This is a genomic window from Azospirillum doebereinerae (assembly GCF_003989665.1).
Classification (GTDB): Bacteria; Pseudomonadota; Alphaproteobacteria; order Azospirillales; family Azospirillaceae; genus Azospirillum; species Azospirillum doebereinerae.
On the sequence record NZ_RZIJ01000049.1, the window covers coordinates 1 to 20471 of the forward strand.

The 20471-nt window shown below is 69.9% G+C and carries 16 protein-coding genes and 3 pseudogenes; 13 read left to right on the top strand and 6 right to left on the bottom strand.

The annotated features are described in order from the left end of the window. Positions 1-193: 193 nt before the first annotated feature. From EJ913_RS32835 to EJ913_RS30170, 3 pseudogenes are all read left to right on the top strand, one after another. A pseudogene (locus EJ913_RS32835) lies at positions 194-388 on the top strand (transposase); the annotation flags it as partial. Between the two features lie 155 nt (positions 389-543). Beyond that, positions 544-765: pseudogene (locus EJ913_RS32840) on the top strand (integrase core domain-containing protein); the annotation flags it as partial. A gap of 39 nt (positions 766-804) precedes the next feature. Further along, a pseudogene (locus tag EJ913_RS30170) lies at positions 805-1125 on the top strand (GSU2403 family nucleotidyltransferase fold protein); the annotation flags it as partial. Positions 1126-1233: 108 nt separating this feature from the next. Here the strand turns inward: EJ913_RS30170 and EJ913_RS30175 are convergent. From EJ913_RS30175 to EJ913_RS30200, 6 genes are all read right to left on the bottom strand, one after another. Then, positions 1234-3060 carry an IlvD/Edd family dehydratase gene (locus EJ913_RS30175; protein ID WP_127004982.1) on the bottom strand — a complete coding sequence of 609 codons (1827 nt, stop codon included), beginning with the start codon at positions 3058-3060 and terminating at the stop codon, positions 1234-1236. A gap of 135 nt (positions 3061-3195) precedes the next feature. Next, a complete protein-coding gene (locus EJ913_RS30180; protein ID WP_127004984.1) occupies positions 3196-4134 on the bottom strand; it encodes a Gfo/Idh/MocA family protein in 939 nt (312 codons plus the stop codon). A gap of 31 nt (positions 4135-4165) precedes the next feature. After that, positions 4166-5362 (bottom strand): multiple monosaccharide ABC transporter permease, encoded by a 1197-nt coding sequence (mmsB, locus tag EJ913_RS30185; protein ID WP_127004986.1) that lies wholly within the window; start codon positions 5360-5362, stop codon positions 4166-4168. Next, positions 5359-6933 carry a multiple monosaccharide ABC transporter ATP-binding protein gene (gene mmsA / locus EJ913_RS30190; protein WP_127004988.1) on the bottom strand — a complete coding sequence of 525 codons (1575 nt, stop codon included), beginning with the start codon at positions 6931-6933 and terminating at the stop codon, positions 5359-5361. Before mmsA ends, mmsB begins: the two co-directional genes overlap by 4 nt. 67 nt (positions 6934-7000) lie before the next feature. Next, complete coding sequence (chvE, locus tag EJ913_RS30195; protein WP_127004990.1) at positions 7001-8074, bottom strand: multiple monosaccharide ABC transporter substrate-binding protein; 1074 nt, start codon at positions 8072-8074, stop codon at positions 7001-7003. Between the two features lie 117 nt (positions 8075-8191). Then, positions 8192-9223 carry a LysR family transcriptional regulator gene (locus tag EJ913_RS30200; protein WP_127004992.1) on the bottom strand — a complete coding sequence of 344 codons (1032 nt, stop codon included), beginning with the start codon at positions 9221-9223 and terminating at the stop codon, positions 8192-8194. Positions 9224-9419: 196 nt separating this feature from the next. Here EJ913_RS30200 and EJ913_RS30205 point away from each other — a divergent pair, with 196 nt between their 5' ends. The 10 genes from EJ913_RS30205 to EJ913_RS30250 form a co-directional block, all read left to right on the top strand. After that, positions 9420-10298 carry an SMP-30/gluconolactonase/LRE family protein gene (locus EJ913_RS30205; RefSeq protein ID WP_127004994.1) on the top strand — a complete coding sequence of 293 codons (879 nt, stop codon included), beginning with the start codon at positions 9420-9422 and terminating at the stop codon, positions 10296-10298. Positions 10299-10326: 28 nt separating this feature from the next. Next, positions 10327-11253, top strand: coding sequence for a dihydrodipicolinate synthase family protein (locus EJ913_RS30210; RefSeq protein WP_127004996.1), 927 nt, complete (start codon positions 10327-10329; stop codon positions 11251-11253). A gap of 41 nt (positions 11254-11294) precedes the next feature. After that, a complete protein-coding gene (locus tag EJ913_RS30215; protein WP_127004998.1) occupies positions 11295-12875 on the top strand; it encodes an aldehyde dehydrogenase (NADP(+)) in 1581 nt (526 codons plus the stop codon). Positions 12876-13153: 278 nt separating this feature from the next. Further along, on the top strand, positions 13154-14134 hold the full coding sequence (gene ytfQ, locus EJ913_RS30220; protein WP_127005000.1) for a galactofuranose ABC transporter, galactofuranose-binding protein YtfQ: 981 nt from the start codon (positions 13154-13156) through the stop codon (positions 14132-14134). Between the two features lie 80 nt (positions 14135-14214). After that, positions 14215-15783 (top strand): galactofuranose ABC transporter, ATP-binding protein YtfR, encoded by a 1569-nt coding sequence (gene ytfR / locus EJ913_RS30225; RefSeq protein WP_127005002.1) that lies wholly within the window; start codon positions 14215-14217, stop codon positions 15781-15783. Beyond that, positions 15780-16850, top strand: a complete 1071-nt coding sequence (locus EJ913_RS30230) for an ABC transporter permease (protein ID WP_127005004.1) — start codon at positions 15780-15782, stop codon at positions 16848-16850. Before ytfR ends, EJ913_RS30230 begins: the two co-directional genes overlap by 4 nt. Next, complete coding sequence (yjfF, locus tag EJ913_RS30235) at positions 16847-17824, top strand: galactofuranose ABC transporter, permease protein YjfF (protein ID WP_127005006.1); 978 nt, start codon at positions 16847-16849, stop codon at positions 17822-17824. Before EJ913_RS30230 ends, yjfF begins: the two co-directional genes overlap by 4 nt. After that, positions 17824-18873, top strand: a complete 1050-nt coding sequence (locus tag EJ913_RS30240; RefSeq protein ID WP_127005008.1) for an aldose epimerase family protein — start codon at positions 17824-17826, stop codon at positions 18871-18873. Before yjfF ends, EJ913_RS30240 begins: the two co-directional genes overlap by 1 nt. 178 nt (positions 18874-19051) lie before the next feature. Then, the gene (locus EJ913_RS30245; RefSeq protein ID WP_244939557.1) at positions 19052-20083 is read left to right on the top strand and encodes a LacI family DNA-binding transcriptional regulator; all 1032 of its coding nucleotides are present in this window, start codon (positions 19052-19054) and stop codon (positions 20081-20083) included. A 95-nt stretch (positions 20084-20178) separates the two neighbouring features. Beyond that, positions 20179-20471, top strand: a 293-nt coding sequence (locus tag EJ913_RS30250) for an FGGY family carbohydrate kinase (protein ID WP_244939558.1), incomplete at its 3' end; no start/stop codon positions are given.

Sequence of the window (20471 nt, forward strand, 5' to 3'; positions counted from 1 at the left end):
CCAGTTGGCGGCATGACAGACAACAGGGAATAGCTTATTCAGGCCGCCAATCTGTCCAAACAAACGGGGCCACCTCTGATTGCCGCGACGAGTACCCGGTTCGGGTGCTCTGTGACGCGCTGGGGGTGTCGTGATCTTGCCCCGGTTGGGTGGACACCACAGCTAAGCTCCGCGTGGAGCGGGAAGGTGTCTGATGACGAAGACGAGGCGGTCCTTCACGGACGAGTTCAAGCGTGAGGCCGTTGGGCTGCCGGAAGGGAGCGGCCGGCCGCTGGAGCATGTGGCGCGGGAATTGGGCCTCCAGGCCTCGGTGCTGCGGAACTGGCGACGGGTAGCCCAAGGCCACCCGCCGCGCTCACGGTCCGGAGCCCCTGCCGTATCCGGCACCGCCATGCCGGCGAAGCCGGACGAGCAGACGGCGGAGATCGCGCGGCTGCGACGCGAGCTGGAGCGCCCGGCAGGAACGCGACATTTTAAGAAAGGCCATCAGCATCCTCTCGGAAGCGCCGAGATGAGGTTCCGCTTCATTGAGGACCACCGATGCGGCAGTCTATGTCGCGTAAGGGCTGCTGCTACGACAATGCTCCCGTGGAAAGCGTCCTCCACACCCTCAAGGTCGAGTTGGTCCACCGCACTCGGTTCGAAACCCGCGACCAGGCCCGCCGGGAGGTGTTCGCCTACATCGAAACCTACTACAATCGCCAACGCGCCCATTCGGCCATCGGATACATCACCCCCGAACAGGCCGAGCTAAGATCTGCGTGAACCCGTGTCCACCCAACCGGGGCAAGATCACTCCTCGCCTCCTCGATCATGAACATGAAGTGGGTCGCGAACACGCTAAAGTTCGAGGCGGTCGCCGTCGGCGAGGACGGGCAGCCGGTGCCGATGGCGTGCCCCGACCCGCGGGCCTTCGCCCTCTACAAGCTGTGGCTCGGGACGAAGGACGACGGCCGCGACCCGGTGAAGCGTGCCCCCGATGTCGAGCAGGCCCACACCGTGGCCGCCATCGTGACGCAGCACCTGCCGCAGCTCCCGTTCGAACCGGAGCACCTGAAGTGCCTCCCGAAGCCGGTCGTCAATTTCGCGTCCGAGGGCGAAGACCCTTTCTTCAAGCCGTTTTGAACAGATCAGCTTGCCCTGAAGCAATGAGGAATGCATTTGCCCGTGATGTCAGCGTGTTGCAGGGAGATGGCGTAGAGCAATGGACCCATCAGCGCCCCTGGTCCATCGTCAATGATTGTCGCGCGGGATTCCCATGGTCTGGGCGATGCGCTGGTACTTGACCGCCGGCTTCAGAACCATGCCCTCGTCCAGTTGGCCGACCAAGCCGCGCTGGATTTCCTGCCAAGGGGTCTGCGACGGCGGCATCGGGTAGCCGCCCACGGCGTCCAGGGCGGCACGGCGGTCGGCCAGTTCCGCTTCGGGGATCAGGATGTCGGCGGAGCCTCGGCGCAGGTCGATCCGCACCCGGTCGCCGCTGCGCAGCAGGGCCAGCCCGCCGCCCACCGCCGCTTCCGGGGATGCGTTGAGGATGGACGGCGAACCCGAGGTGCCGGACTGGCGGCCGTCGCCGATGCAGGGCAGGGAATGGACACCCTGCTTGATCAGTTCGGCGGGCGGACGCATGTTCACCACCTCCGCCGCTCCCGGATAGCCGATCGGTCCGGTGCCGCGGATGACCAGGATCGTGTAGGCGTCGATGCCGAGCGCCGGGTCGTCGATGCGGTGGTGGTAGTCCTCCGGCCCGTCGAAGACGACGACCTTGCCCTCGAATGCCTCGGGGTCCTGGGGGTTGGACAGGTAGCGTTCGCGGAATTCCTCGGAAATCACGCTGGTCTTCATAATGGCGGCGTCGAACAGGTTGCCGCGCAGCACGACAAAGCCGGCGTTGATCCTCAGCGGCTGGTCGACCGGGAGGATCACCCGGCTGTCCATGATCGGCTGATCGCGGCAGTTTTCGCCGATGGTCCGGCCGTTGACGTTGGGCGCGTCCTCGCGGATCAGGCCCTGGCCGATCAACTGCGCCACCACGGCGGGGACGCCGCCGGCGCGGTGGAAGTCCTCGCCGAGATACTCGCCCGCCGGCTGAAGGTTGACCAACAGCGGCACGCCCAACCCATGGGTCTGCCAGTCCTCCACCGTCAGCGGCACGCCGACATGCTTGGCGATGGCGTTGATGTGGATCGGCGCGTTGGTCGATCCACCGATGGCCGAGTTCACGACGATGGCGTTGAGGAAGGCGTCGCGGGTCAGGATGTCCGACGGCTTGATGTCCTGACGCACCATCTCGACGATGCGCTTGCCGGTCTCGTAGGCAGCCTGCTGGCGCTCGCGGTAGGGGGCGGGGATGGCGGCGGAGCCCGGAAGCTGCATGCCCAGCACCTCCGCCAGCGAATTCATGGTGGAGGCGGTGCCCATCGTGTTGCAGTAGCCGGTCGAGGGGGCGGACGAGGCCACCAACTCGATGAAGCCCTGATAGTCGATCTCGCCGGCCGCCATCAGCTGGCGGGCCTTCCACACGATGGTGCCCGAGCCTGTGCGCTCGCCGCGGAACCAGCCGTTCAGCATCGGGCCGACCGACAGGGCGATGGCCGGGATGTTGACGGTGGCCGCCGCCATCAGGCAGGCCGGCGTGGTCTTGTCGCAGCCGATGGTCAGCACGACGCCGTCCAGCGGATAGCCGTGCAGCACCTCGACGAGGCCGAGATAGGCGAGGTTGCGGTCGATCGAGGCGGTCGGCCGCTTGCCGGTCTCCTGGATCGGGTGGACGGGAAACTCGATGGCGATGCCGCCGGCGGTGCGGATGCCCTCGCGCAGGCGCTCGGCCAGGACCAGATGGTGCCGGTTGCACGGGCTGAGGTCGGAGCCGGTCTGGGCGATGCCGATGATCGGCGCACCCGATTGCAGCTCCTCCCGCGTCAGCCCGAAATTCAGGTAGCGCTCCAGATAGAGCGCGGTCATGTCGGGGTTGTCGGGGTTGTCGAACCACGCGCGCGAGCGCAGCCGACGCCCTGAATCGGAGGGGGTGGGGGGGAAGGGGGGCTTCGTCTCGGGCATGTCGACACCGGTTTCAGGTTGGGGCGCGGACCGGATGGCCCGGCGCCGGGGGTGGGGTGAAGCTCGTTCGTCGGCATCGGGCCGCGCGCTTGTCCGCCGGGAAACTCCCTGTTGCCGGACCCTTTGCGGGGCCTTCTACCAGTCGAAGGACACGGTGCGGTGCCAGCGCCCGACCAGACAGGCGTCGGCGACCAGGGACAGCGGGCGGGGGTCGATGTCGCTTGCCCCGTCATCGATCAACCGATGGAAGTGGCGGTAGATGCGCTGATACTCGGTGTCGGGCTCGGCCAGGGCCGGCACGCCGTCCACCATCAGGCGGGTTCCGCCATGGGTCAGGTCGAGGCGTCCGTCCGCCGTCTCGACGACGATGGACCAAGTCTGCCCGCCCTGCTGGAGGAAGTCGAAGTCGGCGGTGACAGGACCGATGCGGGAGCCGGGGGCCGCCCCCATCGCCAGCGTGGCGGCGATGGGGGTGTCGCGGTTGGCCGGGACGTGCAGGTCCGCCGAGCGGACGAAGACCGGGGCCGGCAGAATGTCGGTCAGGATCGACAGCGCGTTGATGCCGGGATCGAAGACGCCGAAGCCGCCGGTCGCGAAGATCCAGTCCTGGCCCGGATGCCAGCGCCGCACATCCTCCTTCCAGGTGATGGCGACGCTGCGGATGGTGGCGTCGGCCAGCCGGCGCCTGGTCTCCTCCACCGCCGGGTTGAACCGTGAATGCCAAGCGGTGAACAGGGTGCGCCGCGCGGCCTCGGCCTCGGCCTCCAGATCGTGAAGCTCCGACAGGGTGGCGGCGGGCGGCTTCTCGATCAGCGCATGCTTGCCGGCGCGGAGCGCCTCGACCGCCAAGCCGTGGCGGACGGCGGGCGGGGTGCAGAGCGCCACGGCGTCGAGGCCGGGCAGCGCCGCCAGCATCTCCGCCTGGGAGCGGAAGGTCGGGACGCCGTCCGTGGCGGCGCCGTCCGGGCTGACCACGGCGGCGAGATGGAACAGGCCGGTGGCGGCGATGGCCGGGATGTGCTGGTCGCGGGCGATCTTTCCCAGCCCGACGAGGCCGAGGGTGGGGAGCGTCATGGCGATGTGTCCGGTTGGGGCGGGGCCGCCGTCAGGCCTTGCCCTTGTTGTAGACGTCGAAGCAGACGGCGGCGAGCAGCACCAGACCCTTGATCACCTGCTGCCAGTCGATGCCGATGCCGAGGATCGACATGCCGTTGTTCATCACGCCCATGATGAAGGCGCCGATCACGGCACCCGTCACCCGCCCGACGCCGCCCGAGGCGGACGCCCCGCCGATGAAGCAGGCGGCGATCACGTCCAGCTCGAACGACACGCCGGCCTTGGGCGTGGCGGTGTTCAGGCGGGCCGCGAAGATCAGCCCGGCCAGCGCGGCGAGGACGCCCATGTTGACGAAGGTGTAGAAGGACAGGCGGCGGGTGTCGATGCCGGACAGCTTGGCCGCCTTCTCGTTGCCGCCCAGCGCGTAGACGCGGCGGCCGATGGTGGTGTCGCGGGTGACGAAGGCGTACAGGCCGATCAGCAGCGCCATGATGATCAGGACGTTCGGCAGCCCCTTGTAGGAGGCCAGCAGCCAGCCGATGCCGGCCATCGCCGCGAACAGCCCGGCGCTCTTGGCGACGAACAGCGGCAGCGGCTCCTGCTCGATGGCGAAACGGTGGCGGCGCAGGCGGGTGGCGACGCTCAGGCCGATCAGGATCGCCGGGGTCGCCACGCACAGCAGCAGCGTCGTCAGGTGGAAGCCGCCCGTCGCGAAGACGTCCGGGATGAAGCCGGAGCTGAGACGCTGGAACTCCACCGGGAAGGGGCCGACCGACTGCCCGGCGAGCAGGGCGAGGCTCAAGCCCCGGAAGACCAGCATGCCGGCCAGCGTCACGATGAAGGACGGGATGCGGAAATAGGCGACCCAGTAGCCCTGCGCCGCGCCGATGAGGCCGCCGGCCGCCAGACAGATCAGGGCGGTGGGGAGGAAATGCAGGTTGAACTGCACCATCAGGATGGCGGCCAGCGCGCCGATGAAGCCGACGATGGAGCCGACCGACAGGTCGATGTGCCCGGCGACGATCACCAGCAGCATGCCCAGCGCCATGATGACGATGTAGCTGTTCTGCAGCACCAGATTGGTCAGGTTCAACGGCTGCAGCAGCGTGCCGTCGGTCATGTACTGGAAGAACGCCACGATCGCCAGCAGCGAGATCAGCATGCCGTAATCGCGCATGTGGCTCTTGAGGAATTTCGCCGGGGAGGCGTCGCGCGGCCGGGCCGGCAGGTTGAGCTCGGCGCTCATTGCGGATACTCCCGCGGGCCCGTGCCGTCGGCGGGTCTGGCGCCCGCCGCGCCGCCCGACATGATGGCGTGCATGATTCTTTCCTGGCTCGCCTCGGCCGCCGGCATCTCGGCCACCAGCGCGCCCTCGTTCATCACGTAGATGCGGTCGGCGACGCCCAGCAGTTCCGGCAGCTCCGACGAGATCAGGATGACGCCCCGGCCCTCCGCCACCAGCTGGTTGACGATGGTGTAGATTTCATACTTGGCGCCGACGTCGATGCCGCGCGTCGGCTCGTCCAGGATCAGCACCTGCGGGTCGGCGAACAGCCATTTGCTCAGCACGACCTTCTGCTGGTTGCCGCCGGACAGGTTGACGGTCTCCTGGAACACGCTGGAGCAGCGGATGCGCAGGCGGCGGCGGAAGTCGTTGGCGACCTCGATCTCGCGCTCGTGGTGGATCACCCCGGCCTTGGCGACGCCGTCGAGATTGGCCAGCGTCACGTTGTGGCGGATGTCGTTGTCGAGCACGAGGCCGTAATGCTTGCGGTCCTCGGTGGCGTAGGCCAGCCCGCTGTCCATCGCGCGGCGGATGGTGGAGACGTCGATCGCGCGCCCGTTCAGGCGGGCGGTGCCGCGGATGTTGCGGCCGTAGGAGCGGCCGAACAGGCTCATGGCGAATTCGGTGCGGCCGGCGCCCATCAGCCCGGCGATGCCGACGACCTCGCCCCGGCGGACGTGCAGGTCGATGTCCTTGACGACGCGGCGGCCCGGGTGGATCGGGTGGTCGGCGCTCCAGCCCTCGACCTCGAACAGGATTTCGCCGGGGGTGCCGGCCCGCCGGGGGTAGCGGTCGGCGAGGTCGCGGCCGACCATGCCCTTGATGATGCGGTCCTGGCTGATGGGGGCGTCGTGGCAGTCCAGCGTCTCCACGGTCGTGCCGTCGCGCAGGATGGTGACGCGGTCGGCGACCTTGGCGATCTCGTTCAGCTTGTGGGAGATCAGGATCGACGCGATTCCCTGGGCCTTGAAGCGCAGCAGCAGCGCCAGCAGCGCGTCGCTGTCGCTTTCGTTCAGGCTGGCCGTCGGTTCGTCGAGGATCAGCAGCTTGACCTCCTTCGACAGCGCCTTGGCGATCTCGACCAGCTGCTGCTTGCCGACGCCGAGGTCGGTGATCGGGGTCTCCGGCGGATCGCTCAGTCCGACCGTGCGCAGCAGGTCGCGCGCCCGCAGCGTCGCCGCCGTCCAGTCGATGACTCCGCCGCGCGCCCGTTCGTTGCCGAGGAAGAGGTTCTCGGTGATCGACAGCAGCGGCACCAGCGCCAGTTCCTGGTGGATGATGACGATGCCCAGCGTCTCGCTGTCGGCGATGCCGCGGACGGCGACCGGCGCTCCCCGGAAGCGGATGTCGCCCTCGTAGGACCCGTGCGGATAAACGCCGCTCAGCACCTTCATCAGCGTGGATTTGCCGGCGCCGTTCTCGCCGATCAGCGCGTGGATCTCCCCCTCGCGGACCGAGAGGTTGACGTTGTCCAGGGCCTTGACCCCGGGGAACGTCTTGGTGATGCCGCGCATCTCAAGGATGGTGTTCATGCCGATGCCCCCCTGATCGCCCCGCCTTCCGCCCCGCTTCCCGCCGTTTCCGCCGCGGCCCTTCCGGTCACTTGATCTGGGATTCCTTGTAGTAGCCGCTGGCGATCAGGGTTTCCTTCCAGTTCGACGCGTCCACGCTGACCGGCTTCAGCAGGTAGGACGGAACCACCTTCTTGCCGTTGTCGTAGGTCTTGGTGTCGTTGACCTGCGGGGCGCGGCCGCTCAGCATGTCGTCGACCATGCCGACCGCGACCTTCGCCAGCTCGCGGGTGTCCTTGAACACGGTGGAACGCTGCTCCCCGGCCAGGATCGACTTGACCGACGGGACCTCCGCGTCCTGCCCGGTCACCACCGGCATCGGCAGCGAGGCCGAGCCGTAGCCGACCCCCTTCAGCGACGAGATGATACCGATGCTCAGGCCGTCGTAGGGCGACAGCACCGCGTCGACCCGCTTGCCGGAGTAGTAGGCGCTCAGCAAATTGTCCATGCGGGCCTGGGCGACGGCGCCGTCCCAGCGCAGGGTGGACACCTTGCCCATGCCGACCTGGCCGCTGCCGACCTTCAGCTTGCCGCTGTCGATGTGGGGTTGCAGCACCGACATGGCGCCGTCGTAGAAGAAATAGGCGTTGTTGTCGTCGGGCGAACCGCCGAACAGCTCGATGTTGAACGGCCCCTTGCCGTCCTTCAGCCCCAGCGCCGTCTCGATGTAGGAGGCCTGGAGGACGCCGACCTGGAAGTTGTCGAAGGTGGCGTAGCAATCGACGTCGGACGATCCACGGATCAGGCGGTCGTAGGCGACGACCTTCACGCCGCGTTCCGCCGCCTTGCGCAGCACGTCGGTCAGCGTCGTCCCGTCGATGGCGGCGATCACCAGAACCTTGTCGTTCTTGGTGACCATGTTCTCGATCTGGGCGAGCTGGTTGGGGATGTCGTCCTCGGCGTATTGCAGGTCGGTCTTGTAGCCCTTCTCCTGGAAATACCGGACCATGTTGTTGCCGTCGTCGATCCAGCGGGCCGACGATTTGGTCGGCATGGAGATGCCGATGGTGGGCTTGGTCTGCGCCAGGGCCGGGGCGGCGGTGCCGGCGACGGCCAGCAGGCCGACGGCCAATCCGGCGAATGTGGACTTGAAAGACGACATGGACCGCTTTCCTCCCCGTTCCGTGACACGCCGTTCGCCGGCGTTGCCGCGTCAAGCACGGATGGCTCGCGCCGCGATGGTTTGCGTATCCAGCAATCCTCCGTTTCATCATAACTGTCAAATACGATTGTTCGATGTTCCGATATGGGTTTCGATATCGGTTGGAGCGGAAGCCGGCGACCCGGCGGAGGATGCGGCGCGGCGCAGGGCCGACGCCGTCTCCCGCACCGCAGCCAGCACGGTGCGGGCGCCGGGCGACAGCGGGCGTTCCCTGAGCCAGAAGATCCCGTAGGGCTCGACGCTGAAGCGCCGGTGGAAGGGCAGGATCGTGCAACTGCCGCTGGGCGAGAGCACCTGCGCCAGCGCGCGGGCGAAGACGGTCACCGAATCGGTCTTCGCCACCATCGCCATCGAGATGACGGGGGAGGCGCTCTCGATCACCCGCTGCGGCGGCGGCACCCCCTCGGCACGGAACAGCGCCTCGACGCGGTCGCGCAACAGCGAGCCCACCGGCTGGAGGATCCAGGTCGTGTCCGCCAGATCCGCCGTGGTGAGCGGGCGGTTCAGCCGCAGCAGCGGGTGGGTGTCGCGGCCGACGAAGCACAGTTCCTCGCTGTTGATCTCCTGGTAATCGAAGGCGGAGGGGTCGAAGCGTCCCGGCAGGCGGCCGATGGCGAAATCCATCACGCCCTGGTGGACCCGTTCGGCCAGCACGTCGCTGGTTTCGACCGCGACGGCGATCTTCAGGCCGGGATGGTCGCGGGTGAGCGCGCTGATCACCGGCACCACCAACTCCACCGCCGGGGCCATCACCGTGCCGATCGACACCCGGCCGCTGTGTCCGGCCAGCAGGGCGTTCAGTTCCTCCCCCGTTTCCTGAAGCTCGCTGAGGATCATCCGGGCGTGGCGGATCATCAGGCTGCCGTACCAGTTCGGCTCGACCCCCCGGCCATGGCGGTCGAACAGCGCGATGCCCAGCGTCTCCTCCAGGTCGCCCAGCAGCTTGGAAGCGGCGGGCTGCGACATGTTCAGGCTGGCGGCGGCGCGGTGCAGGTTGCGGTGTTCGTCCAGCGCCGCGAAGAGTTGGAGGTGGCGCAGCTTCAGCCGCACCCGCTGGAACCAGTTGGCGGAAAAGCGTTGGGGTGTCACGGTTTCAGCCTCCGGTCGGGCGCGGCGGTCGGGCGGGGCCATACGATATTTGATATCGCCAACGCCGATCTTCGTATTGGACGATTATCAAAAGGCCCCTTATCGTTTGGAGCGTCAACAAATTTTAAAAAAGGGGTCCCCACCCTTCGGCCGGCCGGGACCCGCACAGGCTCAAGGGCAGGGGAGGCGAGACGGGATGACGCAGGAGGCGCGTTGCGTGTGGCCCGCCGGGGCGCTGCTGGGCGAGGGCCCGCTGTGGTCGCCGGGACAGGGCGCGGTCTACGCCGTCGACATCCGGGGTTCCCGCATCCTCCGCCTGTCGCTGGCCGACGGCGCGCGCCGGGACTGGGCGATGGAGGACGCCGCCTGTTGGCTGGTCGAGAGCGCCGACGGCGACGGCTTCGTCGCCGGCCTGCGGTCGCGCCGGGTGGTGCGCCTGCGCCTGGACGGCGACCGGCCGGCGATCGTCGGCGAACTGGCGCGGCTCGACCCCGACCGGCCGGGCAACCGGCTGAACGACGCCAAGGCCGACGCGCGGGGCCGCCTGTGGATCGGCAGCATGGACGACGCGGAGGCGGCGCCCACCGGCGCCCTGCACCGGCTCGACCCGGACGGCGCGGTCGCCCGCGTGGACGAGGGCTACACCGTCGCCAACGGCCCGGCGCTGTCGCCCGACGGGCGCGTCCTGTACCACACCGACAGCGCGGCGCGGACCGTCTACGCCTTCGACGTCGGCGCCGACGGCGGGTTGACCGGCAAGCGCGTCCACATCCGTTTCGCCGAGGCGGACGGCTATCCCGACGGCATGACCGGCGACGCCGAGGGCGGGCTGTGGATCGCCCATTGGGACGGCGGGCGGGTCAGCCGCTTCCGGCCCGACGGGTCGTTCGACCGCGCCATCGCGCTGCCGGTGTCCCGCGTCACCTCCTGCGTCTTCGCCGGGCCCGATCTCGACCGGCTGTTCATCACCACCGCCGCCCATGGCCGGCCCGACGAGCCGCTGGCCGGGGCCATCTTCGAGTGCGCGCCCGGCGTTCGCGGCCTGCCCTGCGGCCGGTTCGGGCACGCTTCCTGACATCCTTCCGAGAGAGGACGCGATTGCCATGCCGGCGACCACCCGACCCTACCGCGGCGTCTTCCCCGTCGTGCCGACGATCTTCACCGGGACGGGGGAGCTGGACCTCACCGGGCAGAAGCGCTGCGTCGATTTCATGATCGACGCCGGCTCCACCGGCCTGTGCATCCTCGCCAACTTCTCCGAGCAGTTCGTGCTGACCGACGACGAGCGCACGGTGCTGATGGACACCATCCTCGGCCACGTCGCCGGGCGCGTCCCGGTCATCGTCACCACCACCCATTTCAGCACCCGGGCCTGCGCCGAGCGCAGCCGGCGCGCCCAGGATCTCGGCGCCGCCATGGTGATGGTCATGCCGCCCTACCACGGCGCCACCATCCGCGTGGCCGAGCCCGGCATCGTGGAGTTCTTCCAGCGGGTGTCCGACGCCATCGGCATCCCGATCATGATCCAGGACGCCCCCGTGAGCGGCACCGCGCTGTCCGCCCAACTGCTGGCCCGCATGGCGCGCGCGATCGCCAACGTCTCCTACTTCAAGATCGAGGTGCCGCAGGCCGCCGCCAAGCTGCGCGCGCTGATCGAACTGGGCGGCGACGCCATTGAGGGGCCGTGGGACGGCGAGGAGGCCATCACCCTGCTGGCCGACCTCGACGCCGGCGCCACCGGCGCCATGACCGGCGGCGGCTACCCCGACGGCATCCGCCAGATCATGGATCCCTATCTGGCCGGCGACCGCGAGGCGGCGGTGGCGGCCTACGGGCGCTGGCTGCCGCTGATCAACGTCGAGAACCGGCAGACCGGCATCGCCACCGCCAAGATGCTGATGAAGGAGGGCGGCGTCATCGCCTCGGACGCGGTGCGCCACCCGATGGCCCCGCCGCACCCGGCGGCCCGCGCCGGCCTGCTCGACGCCGCCCGCCGCCTGGACCCGCTGGTCCTGCGCTGGGCGCGGTGAAGGGCGTTCCGCCCGCCTCCCTCCCAATCCAGGACGTTGCCATGACCATCACCGGCGAGATGCTGATCGGCGCGCGGCGCCACCGTGGCGGAGACGGCGCTTTCCACGCCGTCGACCCGGCCACCGGCGAGCGGCTCGACCCCGCCTTCGGTGGCGGCGGGGCGGCCGAGGTCGAGCGCGCCTGCGCGCTCGCTTGGCAAGCCTTCGACGCCTTCCGCGAGAGCGGCCTGGACCAGCGGGCCACTTTCCTGGAGACCGTCGCCTGGAACATCCTGGACATCGGCGACGAGCTGATCGCCCGCGCCATGGCCGAAAGCGGCCTGCCGCGCGCACGGTTGGAGGGTGAGCGCGGCCGCACCGTCGGCCAGCTCCGCCTGTTCGCCCAGACCGTGCGCGAGGGAAGCTGGCTCGACGCCCGCATCGACCCGGCGCTGCCCGACCGAACCCCTCTGCCCCGCGCCGACCTGCGCCAGCGCCACATCGCCCTGGGGCCGGTCGCGGTGTTCGGCGCCTCGAACTTCCCGCTGGCCTTCTCGGTGGCCGGCGGCGACACCGCCTCGGCGTTTGCCGCCGGCTGCCCGGTGGTGGTCAAGGCGCACCCCGCCCATCCCGGCACGTCGGAGCTGGTCGGTCGCGCCATCCAGGCGGCGGTCGCGGCCTGCGGCCTGCCGGAGGGCATGTTCTCCCTGCTGTTCGGCGCCGGCACCGCCATCGGCACGGCGCTGGTCGCCGACCCGCGCGTCAAGGCGGTCGGCTTCACCGGCTCGCGCCGGGGCGGGCTGGCGCTGATGGAGGTGGCGGCCAAGCGGCCGGAACCGGTTCCGGTCTATGCCGAGATGAGCAGCATCAACCCGGTCTTCCTGATGCCGGCGGCGCTGGCGGCCCGCGCCGAGGCGTTGGGCGCGGGCTTCGTCGCCTCGCTGACCATGGGGGCGGGGCAGTTCTGCACCAACCCCGGCATCCTGCTGGGGGTGGAGGGACCGGACCTCGACCGCTTCGTGGCGGCGGCGGTGGCGGCGCTCGGCGGCAGCGCGGCGGCGACGATGCTGACGCCGGGCATCCACGCGGCCTACGACGCCGGCGTCGCCCGGCTGGCCGGCGCGGCGGCGGTGGAGACGCTGGCGCGCGGCACCGCTTGCTCCGGCCCCAACCAGGCGCGGGCGGCCTTCTTCGCCACGACGGCCCGAACGTTCCTGGCGGAGGCGGGCTTGCAGGAGGAGGTGTTCGGCGCCGCTTCCCTGCTGATCCGCTGCCCGGACGTGGCGGCGATGCGGGTGGTGGCGGAGCGGCTGGAGGGCCAATTGACCGCGACCGTGCAGATGGACGGGGCCGACGCGGCGGCGGTCGGCGCGCTGATCCCGACGCTGGAGCGCAAGGCCGGCCGCATCCTGGCGAACGGCTGGCCGACCGGGGTGGAGGTGTGCCACGCGATGGTGCATGGCGGCCCGTTCCCGGCGACGTCGGACAGCCGTTCGACCTCGGTCGGCACGCTGGCGATCCGCCGCTTCCTGCGCCCGGTCTGCTATCAGGACCTGCCCGCCGACCTGCTGCCCGAGTCCCTGCGCGACGGCAACCCGTTGGGGCTGTGGCGCCGCGTCGACGGCGTGCCGGGCCGGGAGTGACCCTGCTTGTGACGCCTGCTCGGCGTGGGAGGGCGGCGGTCGGGACGGAGTCCGGCCGTGCCTTTCCGCGACGCCTCCGCCCATGCCGGTTTTCGTATCGGACTGTCGGATAAACATATTGGACAGTTATGGTTTCAGACCCATAAAGTGGGGATAACGAACAGTTTGGGATTCGGCGGAACGCCGCGATGCCCCGCCGCACCGGTCCGGCCTCCACGCTCCGCAGCCTCATCCGCCCCCGTTTCCAAGAACACGACAGAACCCAGGGAGTGAAACGAATGTCCAGGAATTGGCTGACATCCGCCGCCACCGCCGCCGCCACGGCCATGGCGGCCCTGCTCATCGGGCTGGGTTCGGTCCAGGCCGCCGACGGCAAGCTGGTGGTCGGTTTCTCGCAGATCGGCTCCGAATCCGGCTGGCGCGCCGCCGAGACCAAGACGGCCAAGGCCGAAGCCCAGAAGCGCGGCATCGATCTGAAAATCTCCGACGCCCAGCAGAAGCAGGAGAACCAGATCAAGGCGGTGCGCTCCTTCGTCGCCCAGGGCGTCGACGCCATCTTCATCGCGCCGGTGGTGGCGACCGGCTGGGACGCGGTGCTGAAGGAGGCCAAGGAGGCGAAGATCCCGGTGGTCCTGCTCGACCGCCAGATCGACACCAAGGACCAGAGCCTCTACATGACCGCCGTCACCTCCGACACCGTGCACGAGGGCCGGGTGGCCGGCGAATGGCTGGCCAAGCAGACCGGTGGCACCTGCGCCGTGGTGGAGTTGCAGGGCACGGTGGGGTCCTCCCCGGCGATCAACCGCAAGAAGGGCTTCGACGAGGTCGTCGCCAAGACCCCCGGCATGAAGATCATCCGCACCCAGTCCGGCGACTTCACCCGCGCCAAGGGCAAGGAGGTGATGGAGAGCTTCATCAAGGCCGAGGACGGCGGCAAGAGGATCTGCGCCGTCTACGCCCACAACGACGACATGGCGGTCGGCGCCATCCAGGCGATCAGGGAAGCCGGGCTGAAGCCGGGCAAGGACATCCTGGTCGTCTCGATCGACGGCGTCCCCGACATCTTCAAGGCGATGGCGGAGGGCGAGGCCAACGCGACGGTCGAGCTGACCCCCAACATGGCCGGTCCGGCCTATGACGTGCTGGTCGCCTTCAAGAAGGACGGCAAGGCGCCGCCGAAATGGATCAAGACGGAGTCGGCGCTGTTCACCCCCGACACCGCCAAGGCCGAGTACGAGCGCCGCAAGGACGCCTACTGATCCGGCGCCGGGGCCTTTGCCGGACGCTGCTCCGGCAAGGCCCCGGCGCTCTCTGCCGACGCGTTGCTGGCGAGGCTCCGATGACGCCGTACAGTCCCCAACCGTCCGCGCCGCTGCTGGCGATCCGCGGTCTGTCCAAGGCCTTTCTCGGCGTCCAGGCGCTCGACGGGGTCGATTTCACGCTGCGCCACGGCGAGATCCACGCGTTGCTCGGCGAGAACGGCGCCGGCAAGTCGACGCTGATCAAGACGCTGACCGGCGTCTACCGGCGGGACGCCGGCACCGTCGCGCTGGAGGGGCGGGAGATCGCGCCGCGCGGGGTGGAGGAGGCGCAGCGCCTGCACATCGGCACCGTCTACCAGGAGGTGAACCTGCTGCCCAACCTGTCGGTGGCGGAGAACCTCTTCCTGGGCCGCCAGCCGATGCGATTCGGGTTCGTCGATCGCGGGGCGATGCGGCGGCGGGCGCGGGCGGTGCTGTCCGGCTTCGGCCTGTCGGTCGACGTAACGGCGCCGCTCGGGCGGTTTTCGGTGGCGACCCAGCAGATCGTCGCCATCGCCCGCGCGGTCGACATGTCGGCCAAGGCGCTGATCCTGGACGAGCCGACCGCCAGCCTCGACGCCCAGGAGGTGGCGGTGCTGTTCGGCGTCCTGCGCGCGCTGAAGGGGCGCGGCATCGGCATCGTCTTCGTCACCCATTTCCTCGATCAGGTCTACGCGGTGTGCGACCGCATCACCGTGCTGCGCAACGGCCGGCTGGTCGGCGAGCGCCGGACGGAAGACCTGCCCCGCCTCGACCTCGTCGCCATGATGCTGGGGCGGGAGCTGGAGGCGGCGGCGCACCGGATCGCCGCCGATCCCGCCGCCGACACGCAAGCCGGCACCGACGCCCGCCCGCCGCTGGTCCGGTTCCGCGGCTTCGGCAAGGCGCGCAGCGTCGAGCCGTTCGACCTCGACATCCGTCCGGGCGAGGTGGTCGGGCTGGCCGGTCTGCTCGGCTCCGGCCGGACGGAGACGGTCCGGCTGGTCTTCGGCATGGACCGCGCCGACCGTGGCGAGGCGGCGGTGGACGGGCGTACCTTGCGGCTGCGCGGCCCCCGCGAGGCGATCCGGCTCGGCTTCGGCTTCTGCCCGGAGGACCGCAAGAAGGAGGGCATCGTCGGCGAACTGTCGGTGCGCGAGAACATCGTCCTGGCGCTCCAGGCGCGCCAGGGCTGGCTGAGGCCGATCCCGCGCCGCCGCCAGGAGGAGATCGCCGACCGCTTCATCCGCCTGCTCGACATCCGCACGCCCGACGCCGAACGGCCGATCCAGCTCCTGTCGGGCGGCAACCAGCAGAAGGCGCTGCTGGCCCGCTGGCTGGCGACCGAGCCGCGCCTGCTGATCCTGGACGAGCCGACGCGCGGCATCGACGTCGGCGCCCATGCCGAGATCATCCGCCTGATCGAACGGCTGTGCGCCGACGGCATGGCGCTGCTGGTCGTCTCGTCGGAGCTGGAGGAGATCGTCGCCTACAGCCGCCGGGTCGTGGTGCTGCGCGACCGCCGCCACGTCGCCGAACTGAGGGGAGGGGAGGTCACCGTGGACCGCATCGTGTCCGCCATCGCGTCGGAACCGGTTCCGGCGGGCCCGGAAGGGGCGCCGGCATGACCCTGCCGCTTCCCGGCCCGGCCCCCGGCCTGCTGCGCGCCCTGCCGCAATACGGTGCGCTCGCCGCCGTGCTGCTGGCCAACTGGCTGCTGTTCCCCGACTTCTTCTCCATCCGTCTCCAGGACGGCCGGCTGTTCGGCAGCCTGATCGACGTGCTGAACCGTGGCGCCCCGGTCGCGCTGCTCGCCATCGGCATGACCATGGTCATCGCGACCCGCGGCATCGACCTGTCGGTCGGCGCCGTGATGGCGATCGCCGGCGCGGTCGCCGCCACCATGACCCAGGCCGGCTGGGGCCTGCCGGCGGTGCTGGCGGCGTCGCTCGGCGCCGGGCTGCTGTGCGGGTTGTGGAACGGGCTGCTGGTGGCGCTGCTGCGCATCCAGCCGATCATCGCCACGCTGATCCTGATGGTCGCCGGGCGCGGCGTCGCCCAGCTGATCACCGAGGGGCAGATCGTCACCTTCGTCAGCCCCGGTCTGGCGGCGATCGGCAGCGGGTCGTTCCTGACCGTGCCGATGCCGGTCGTCATCACCGCCGCGCTGCTGGCCGTCACCGCGCTGCTGGTGCGGGCGACGGCGCTCGGGCTGATGATCGAGGCGGTCGGGGTCAACCGGCTGTCCAGCGCCGGGGCCGGCGTCAACACGCCGGTGGTGCTGGTCGCCGTCTATGTCTGGTGCGGCCTGTGCGCCGCGGTGGCGGGCCTCATCGTCACCGCCGACATCCGTGGCGCCGACGTCAACAACGCCGGCCTGTGGCTGGAGCTGGACGCCATCCTGGCGGTGGTGATCGGCGGCACGTCGCTGCTCGGCGGGCGGTTCGGGCTGCTGCTGTCGGTGGTGGGGGCGGCGATCATCCAGGCGATGAACACCGGCATCCTGCTGAGCGGCTTCAAGCCGGAGTTCAACCTGATCGTCAAGGCGGCGGTCCTGCTGGCCGTGCTGCTGCTCCAGTCGCCGGCCCTGACGCTGCTGCTGCCCCGGCCGAAGGGCGCTCGCCCTCCCTTGGGGCCGCCATTGGGGCCGCCCCTGGGGCCGGCCAAGCGCGAGAGTGGGAGCGTGAAGCCATGATCCACCGTTTCCTTCCCCTCATCGTCACCATCGCCGTGCTGGTGGTCGGCTTCCTGCTGTGCGCCCTGCAGTTCCCCAACTTCGCCTCGTTGCGGGTGGTGGGGAACCTGCTGACCGACAACGCCTTTCTTGGCATCACCGCGATCGGCATGACCTTCGTCATCCTGTCGGGCGGCATCGATCTGTCGGTCGGGGCGGTGATCGGCTTCACCACCGTGCTGCTGGCGGTGCTGATCGAGCAGGGCGGCTGGGATCCGCCGGCCGCTTTCGCGGCGGCGCTGCTGGCCGCCGCCCTGTTCGGCGCGGCGATGGGCGCCATCATCCATGTGTTCCGGATGCCGCCCTTCATCGTCACGCTGGCCGGCATGTTCGTCGCCCGTGGCATGGCCTTCGTCCTGACCACCGACTCCCTGCCGATCAACCACCCGCTCTACGGCGAGCTGAACGACGTCGCCTGGCGGTTCGACGGCGGCGGCAAGCTCAGCCTGCCGGCGATGGTCCTGCTGGTCGTGCTGGCGCTGGCGGTGGTGCTGGCGCACTGGACCCGCTTCGGCGCCAACCTCTACGCGCTGGGCGGCAACCGCCAGTCGGCGGAGCTGATGGGGGTGCCGGTGGCGCGGACCACCGTGGCGGTCTACACGCTGTCGGGGCTGCTGGCCGGGCTGGCCGGCATCGTCTTCTCGCTCTACACCGGCGCCGGCTATTCGCTGGCGGCGACGGGGGTGGAACTGGACACCATCACGGCGGTGGTGATCGGCGGCGCCCAGTTGACCGGCGGCTACGGCTATGTGCTGGGAACCTTCGCGGGGGTGCTGATCCAGGGGCTGATCCAGACCTACATCACCTTCGACGGCACGCTCAGCAGCTGGTGGACCAAGATCGCCATCGGCGCCCTGCTGTTCGTCTTCATCCTGCTGCAAAAGGGTCTGCTGGCGGCCTGGACCGGCCGTGGCGGCGAACCGGCGGAGGCCTGATGCCGATTACTTCCTTTCTGTTCGACGAACTGGACGGCCGGCCGGTGGAGGGCTTCACGCTTGCCGCCGGCGGGCTGGAGGCGACGGTGATCGCCCATGGCGCCCGGCTGGTCCGCTTCCTGATGCCCGACCGCGACGGCCGGCCGGCGGACGTCGTGCTCGGCTTCGACCGGCTGGCGGGCTATCTGGGCAGCGACGCCTATGCCGGGGCGACCTGCGGGCGCTACGGCAACCGGATCGGCGGGGCAGCCTTCACGCTGGACGGCGTCCGGCACCGGCTGACCGCCAACGAACCGCCCAACCAGCTGCACGGCGGAAGCGACGGCTTCGACCGCCGGCTGTGGGACGCGGCGGTGGACGAGGCGGCGAACGCGGTCACCTTCACTCTGCGCTCGCCCGACGGCGACCAGGGCTATCCCGGCACGCTGACGGCCAGCGTCCGCTACCGGCTGACCGGGGACGGCGTGCTGGACATCCGGATGACGGCGACCACCGACCGGCCGACCGTCGTCAATCTGGTCCATCACAGCTATTGGAATCTCGCCGGCCATGCGGTGGGCCATGCGGTGGGCGACGTGCGCGGCCACCGGCTGGCGGTGCGCGGCGGCTTCGTTACCCCGGTCGGCGCCGACCTGATCCCGACCGGGGAGGTGCGGCCGGTGGACGGCACCCCCTTCGACCTGCGCGACGGCCCGCTGTTGGGGGATGCGCTGGCGGCGGTGGGCGGGTTCGGCTTCGACCACAACTGGTGCCTGGAAGGGCCGGCCGGGGAACTGCGCCCGGTGGCCTGGCTGGAGGATCCGGCATCGGGCCGCCGTCTGGACCTGTCCAGCGACCAGCCCGGCTTGCAGGTCTACACCGGCGGCTACCTCAGCGACCGCGTGATCGGAAAAGGCGGTCGGCCTTACCGCCGCTTCGCCGGGATCGCGCTGGAGACCCAGCGTTTCCCCGGCACGCCGAACATCGCCCATTTCCCGTCCGCCCGGCTCGACCCCGGTCAACGGTACGAGCACCGCATGCAACTGCGGTTCCGGACCAGCGCGCGGTGAGTCTCTTTGTCCAACAATTCTGATGCGCGCACCTTAGAGCGGCGCGGATGGACAACGCTCACTCGCTGATTTTTCGCATACGAACGTCCTTCCTATAACCATTTCCCGTTTTGAGTTGCGCACCTCAAGAAACTTGCGATACGTTTGATTGATGAACAATCAGCAGGACGGCGGACCTTTGACGCTTCGCGACGTGGCGGCGGCCGCGGGCGTCAGCCTTGCGACGGCCGATCGGGTGGTCAACGGCCGGCCCGGAGTCAGCGAGAAGACGGCGAGCAAGGTGAACGAGGCGGTGCAGCGTCTGGGCTTCCGCCCGCTGGCGGCGGCGGCCGAGCTGGCGCGGGCGCGGTCCTGGCGCTTCGGCGTGGTGCTGCCGCGCGGGAGCAACCGCTTCATGCTGGATATCGCCGACCACATCCGCGCCCAAGCCGACTGGTTCCGCGCCCGGCGCATCGCGGTCGAGATCATCGAAACCGACGTGTTCGACGCCGACCGTCTGGCGGCCGAACTGGCCGGACTGCCCGGCCGCTTCGACGGGGTGGCGGTGGTGGCGCTCGACCACCCGCGCATTCGGGTGGCGATCGACGATCTGGTCGATGCCGGCGTGGCGGTGGTGACGCTGGTGTCGGATTCGCCGTCCTCGCGCCGCCGCCATTACGTCGGCATCGACAACATCGCCGCCGGCCGCACGGCGGGGTCGCTGGTCGGCCGTTTTCTCGGGCGCCCACGGGGGGACGATCCCGGTGGCTCCATCGGCATAGTCACCGGCTCCGGCAGCCTGCGCGACCATGCCGAACGGCGCTTCGGCTTCGGGCAGGTGATGACGGAGGAGTATCCGCACCTGACGCGGCTGGTTCCGGTGGAGGGGCGCGACGATCCGGAGCGCAACCGCGCCCTGGTGCGACGGATGATCGCCGACACCCCCGATCTGGTCGCCATCTACAACACCGGCGAAGGATCGGTCGGCATCGGGGAGGCGCTGGCCGAGGCCGGGCTCGCCCGCCGGATCCTGTGCGTCGGGCACGAGCTGACCCCGGCGACGCGCCGGATGCTGCTGGACGGCACCTTCGCCGCGCTGGTGGCGCAGGATCCCGGGCACGAGGTGCGGTCGATGGCGCGGGTGCTGCACGCCCTGGTCAGTGGACAGGAGATCATCGCCGCGCAGGAGCACATCCGGGTCGAGGTGATCCTCCGGGACAATCTGCCCTGACCGGCGGATGCCGGCGCAGCTGATACCGGCGTCCGCCGGCAAAGTCGAACACCGGCATCCGCCGGCACGGCACCACATCGGGAAGGTCGGCCGTCATGTTTCTGGGAATCGACATCGGCACGTCGAGCGCCAAGGCGGTGCTGACCGACGTCGACGGAGGGGTGGCGGCGGTCGCGTCGCGTCCCTGCTCCGTCTCGCGTCCACACCCGCTGTGGTCGGAGCAGGAGCCGGAGGACTGGGTCGCGGCGGCCGTCGCCGCGGTGGACGAGCTGGCGGCGCGGCTGCCGGACGCCGTCGGCGCCGTCGGCGGGATCGGCTTTTCCGGCCAGATGCACGGTGCCGTGCTGCTGGGGCAGGACGGCCGGGTGCTGCGGCCGGCCATCCTGTG

What these genes read in the sequence shown, in the direction of transcription:
- EJ913_RS30175 (WP_127004982.1), bottom strand. Translation starts at nt 3,060, where the DNA reads ATGCCCGAGACGAAGCCCCCCTTCCCCCCCACCCCCTCCGATTCAGGG.
- EJ913_RS30180 (WP_127004984.1), bottom strand. Translation starts at nt 4,134, where the DNA reads ATGACGCTCCCCACCCTCGGCCTCGTCGGGCTGGGAAAGATCGCCCGC.
- mmsB (WP_127004986.1), bottom strand. Translation starts at nt 5,362, where the DNA reads ATGAGCGCCGAGCTCAACCTGCCGGCCCGGCCGCGCGACGCCTCCCCG.
- mmsA (WP_127004988.1), bottom strand. Translation starts at nt 6,933, where the DNA reads ATGAACACCATCCTTGAGATGCGCGGCATCACCAAGACGTTCCCCGGG.
- chvE (WP_127004990.1), bottom strand. Translation starts at nt 8,074, where the DNA reads ATGTCGTCTTTCAAGTCCACATTCGCCGGATTGGCCGTCGGCCTGCTG.
- EJ913_RS30205 (WP_127004994.1), top strand. Translation starts at nt 9,420, where the DNA reads ATGACGCAGGAGGCGCGTTGCGTGTGGCCCGCCGGGGCGCTGCTGGGC.
- EJ913_RS30210 (WP_127004996.1), top strand. Translation starts at nt 10,327, where the DNA reads ATGCCGGCGACCACCCGACCCTACCGCGGCGTCTTCCCCGTCGTGCCG.
- EJ913_RS30215 (WP_127004998.1), top strand. Translation starts at nt 11,295, where the DNA reads ATGACCATCACCGGCGAGATGCTGATCGGCGCGCGGCGCCACCGTGGC.
- ytfQ (WP_127005000.1), top strand. Translation starts at nt 13,154, where the DNA reads ATGTCCAGGAATTGGCTGACATCCGCCGCCACCGCCGCCGCCACGGCC.
- ytfR (WP_127005002.1), top strand. Translation starts at nt 14,215, where the DNA reads ATGACGCCGTACAGTCCCCAACCGTCCGCGCCGCTGCTGGCGATCCGC.
- EJ913_RS30230 (WP_127005004.1), top strand. Translation starts at nt 15,780, where the DNA reads ATGACCCTGCCGCTTCCCGGCCCGGCCCCCGGCCTGCTGCGCGCCCTG.
- yjfF (WP_127005006.1), top strand. Translation starts at nt 16,847, where the DNA reads ATGATCCACCGTTTCCTTCCCCTCATCGTCACCATCGCCGTGCTGGTG.
- EJ913_RS30240 (WP_127005008.1), top strand. Translation starts at nt 17,824, where the DNA reads ATGCCGATTACTTCCTTTCTGTTCGACGAACTGGACGGCCGGCCGGTG.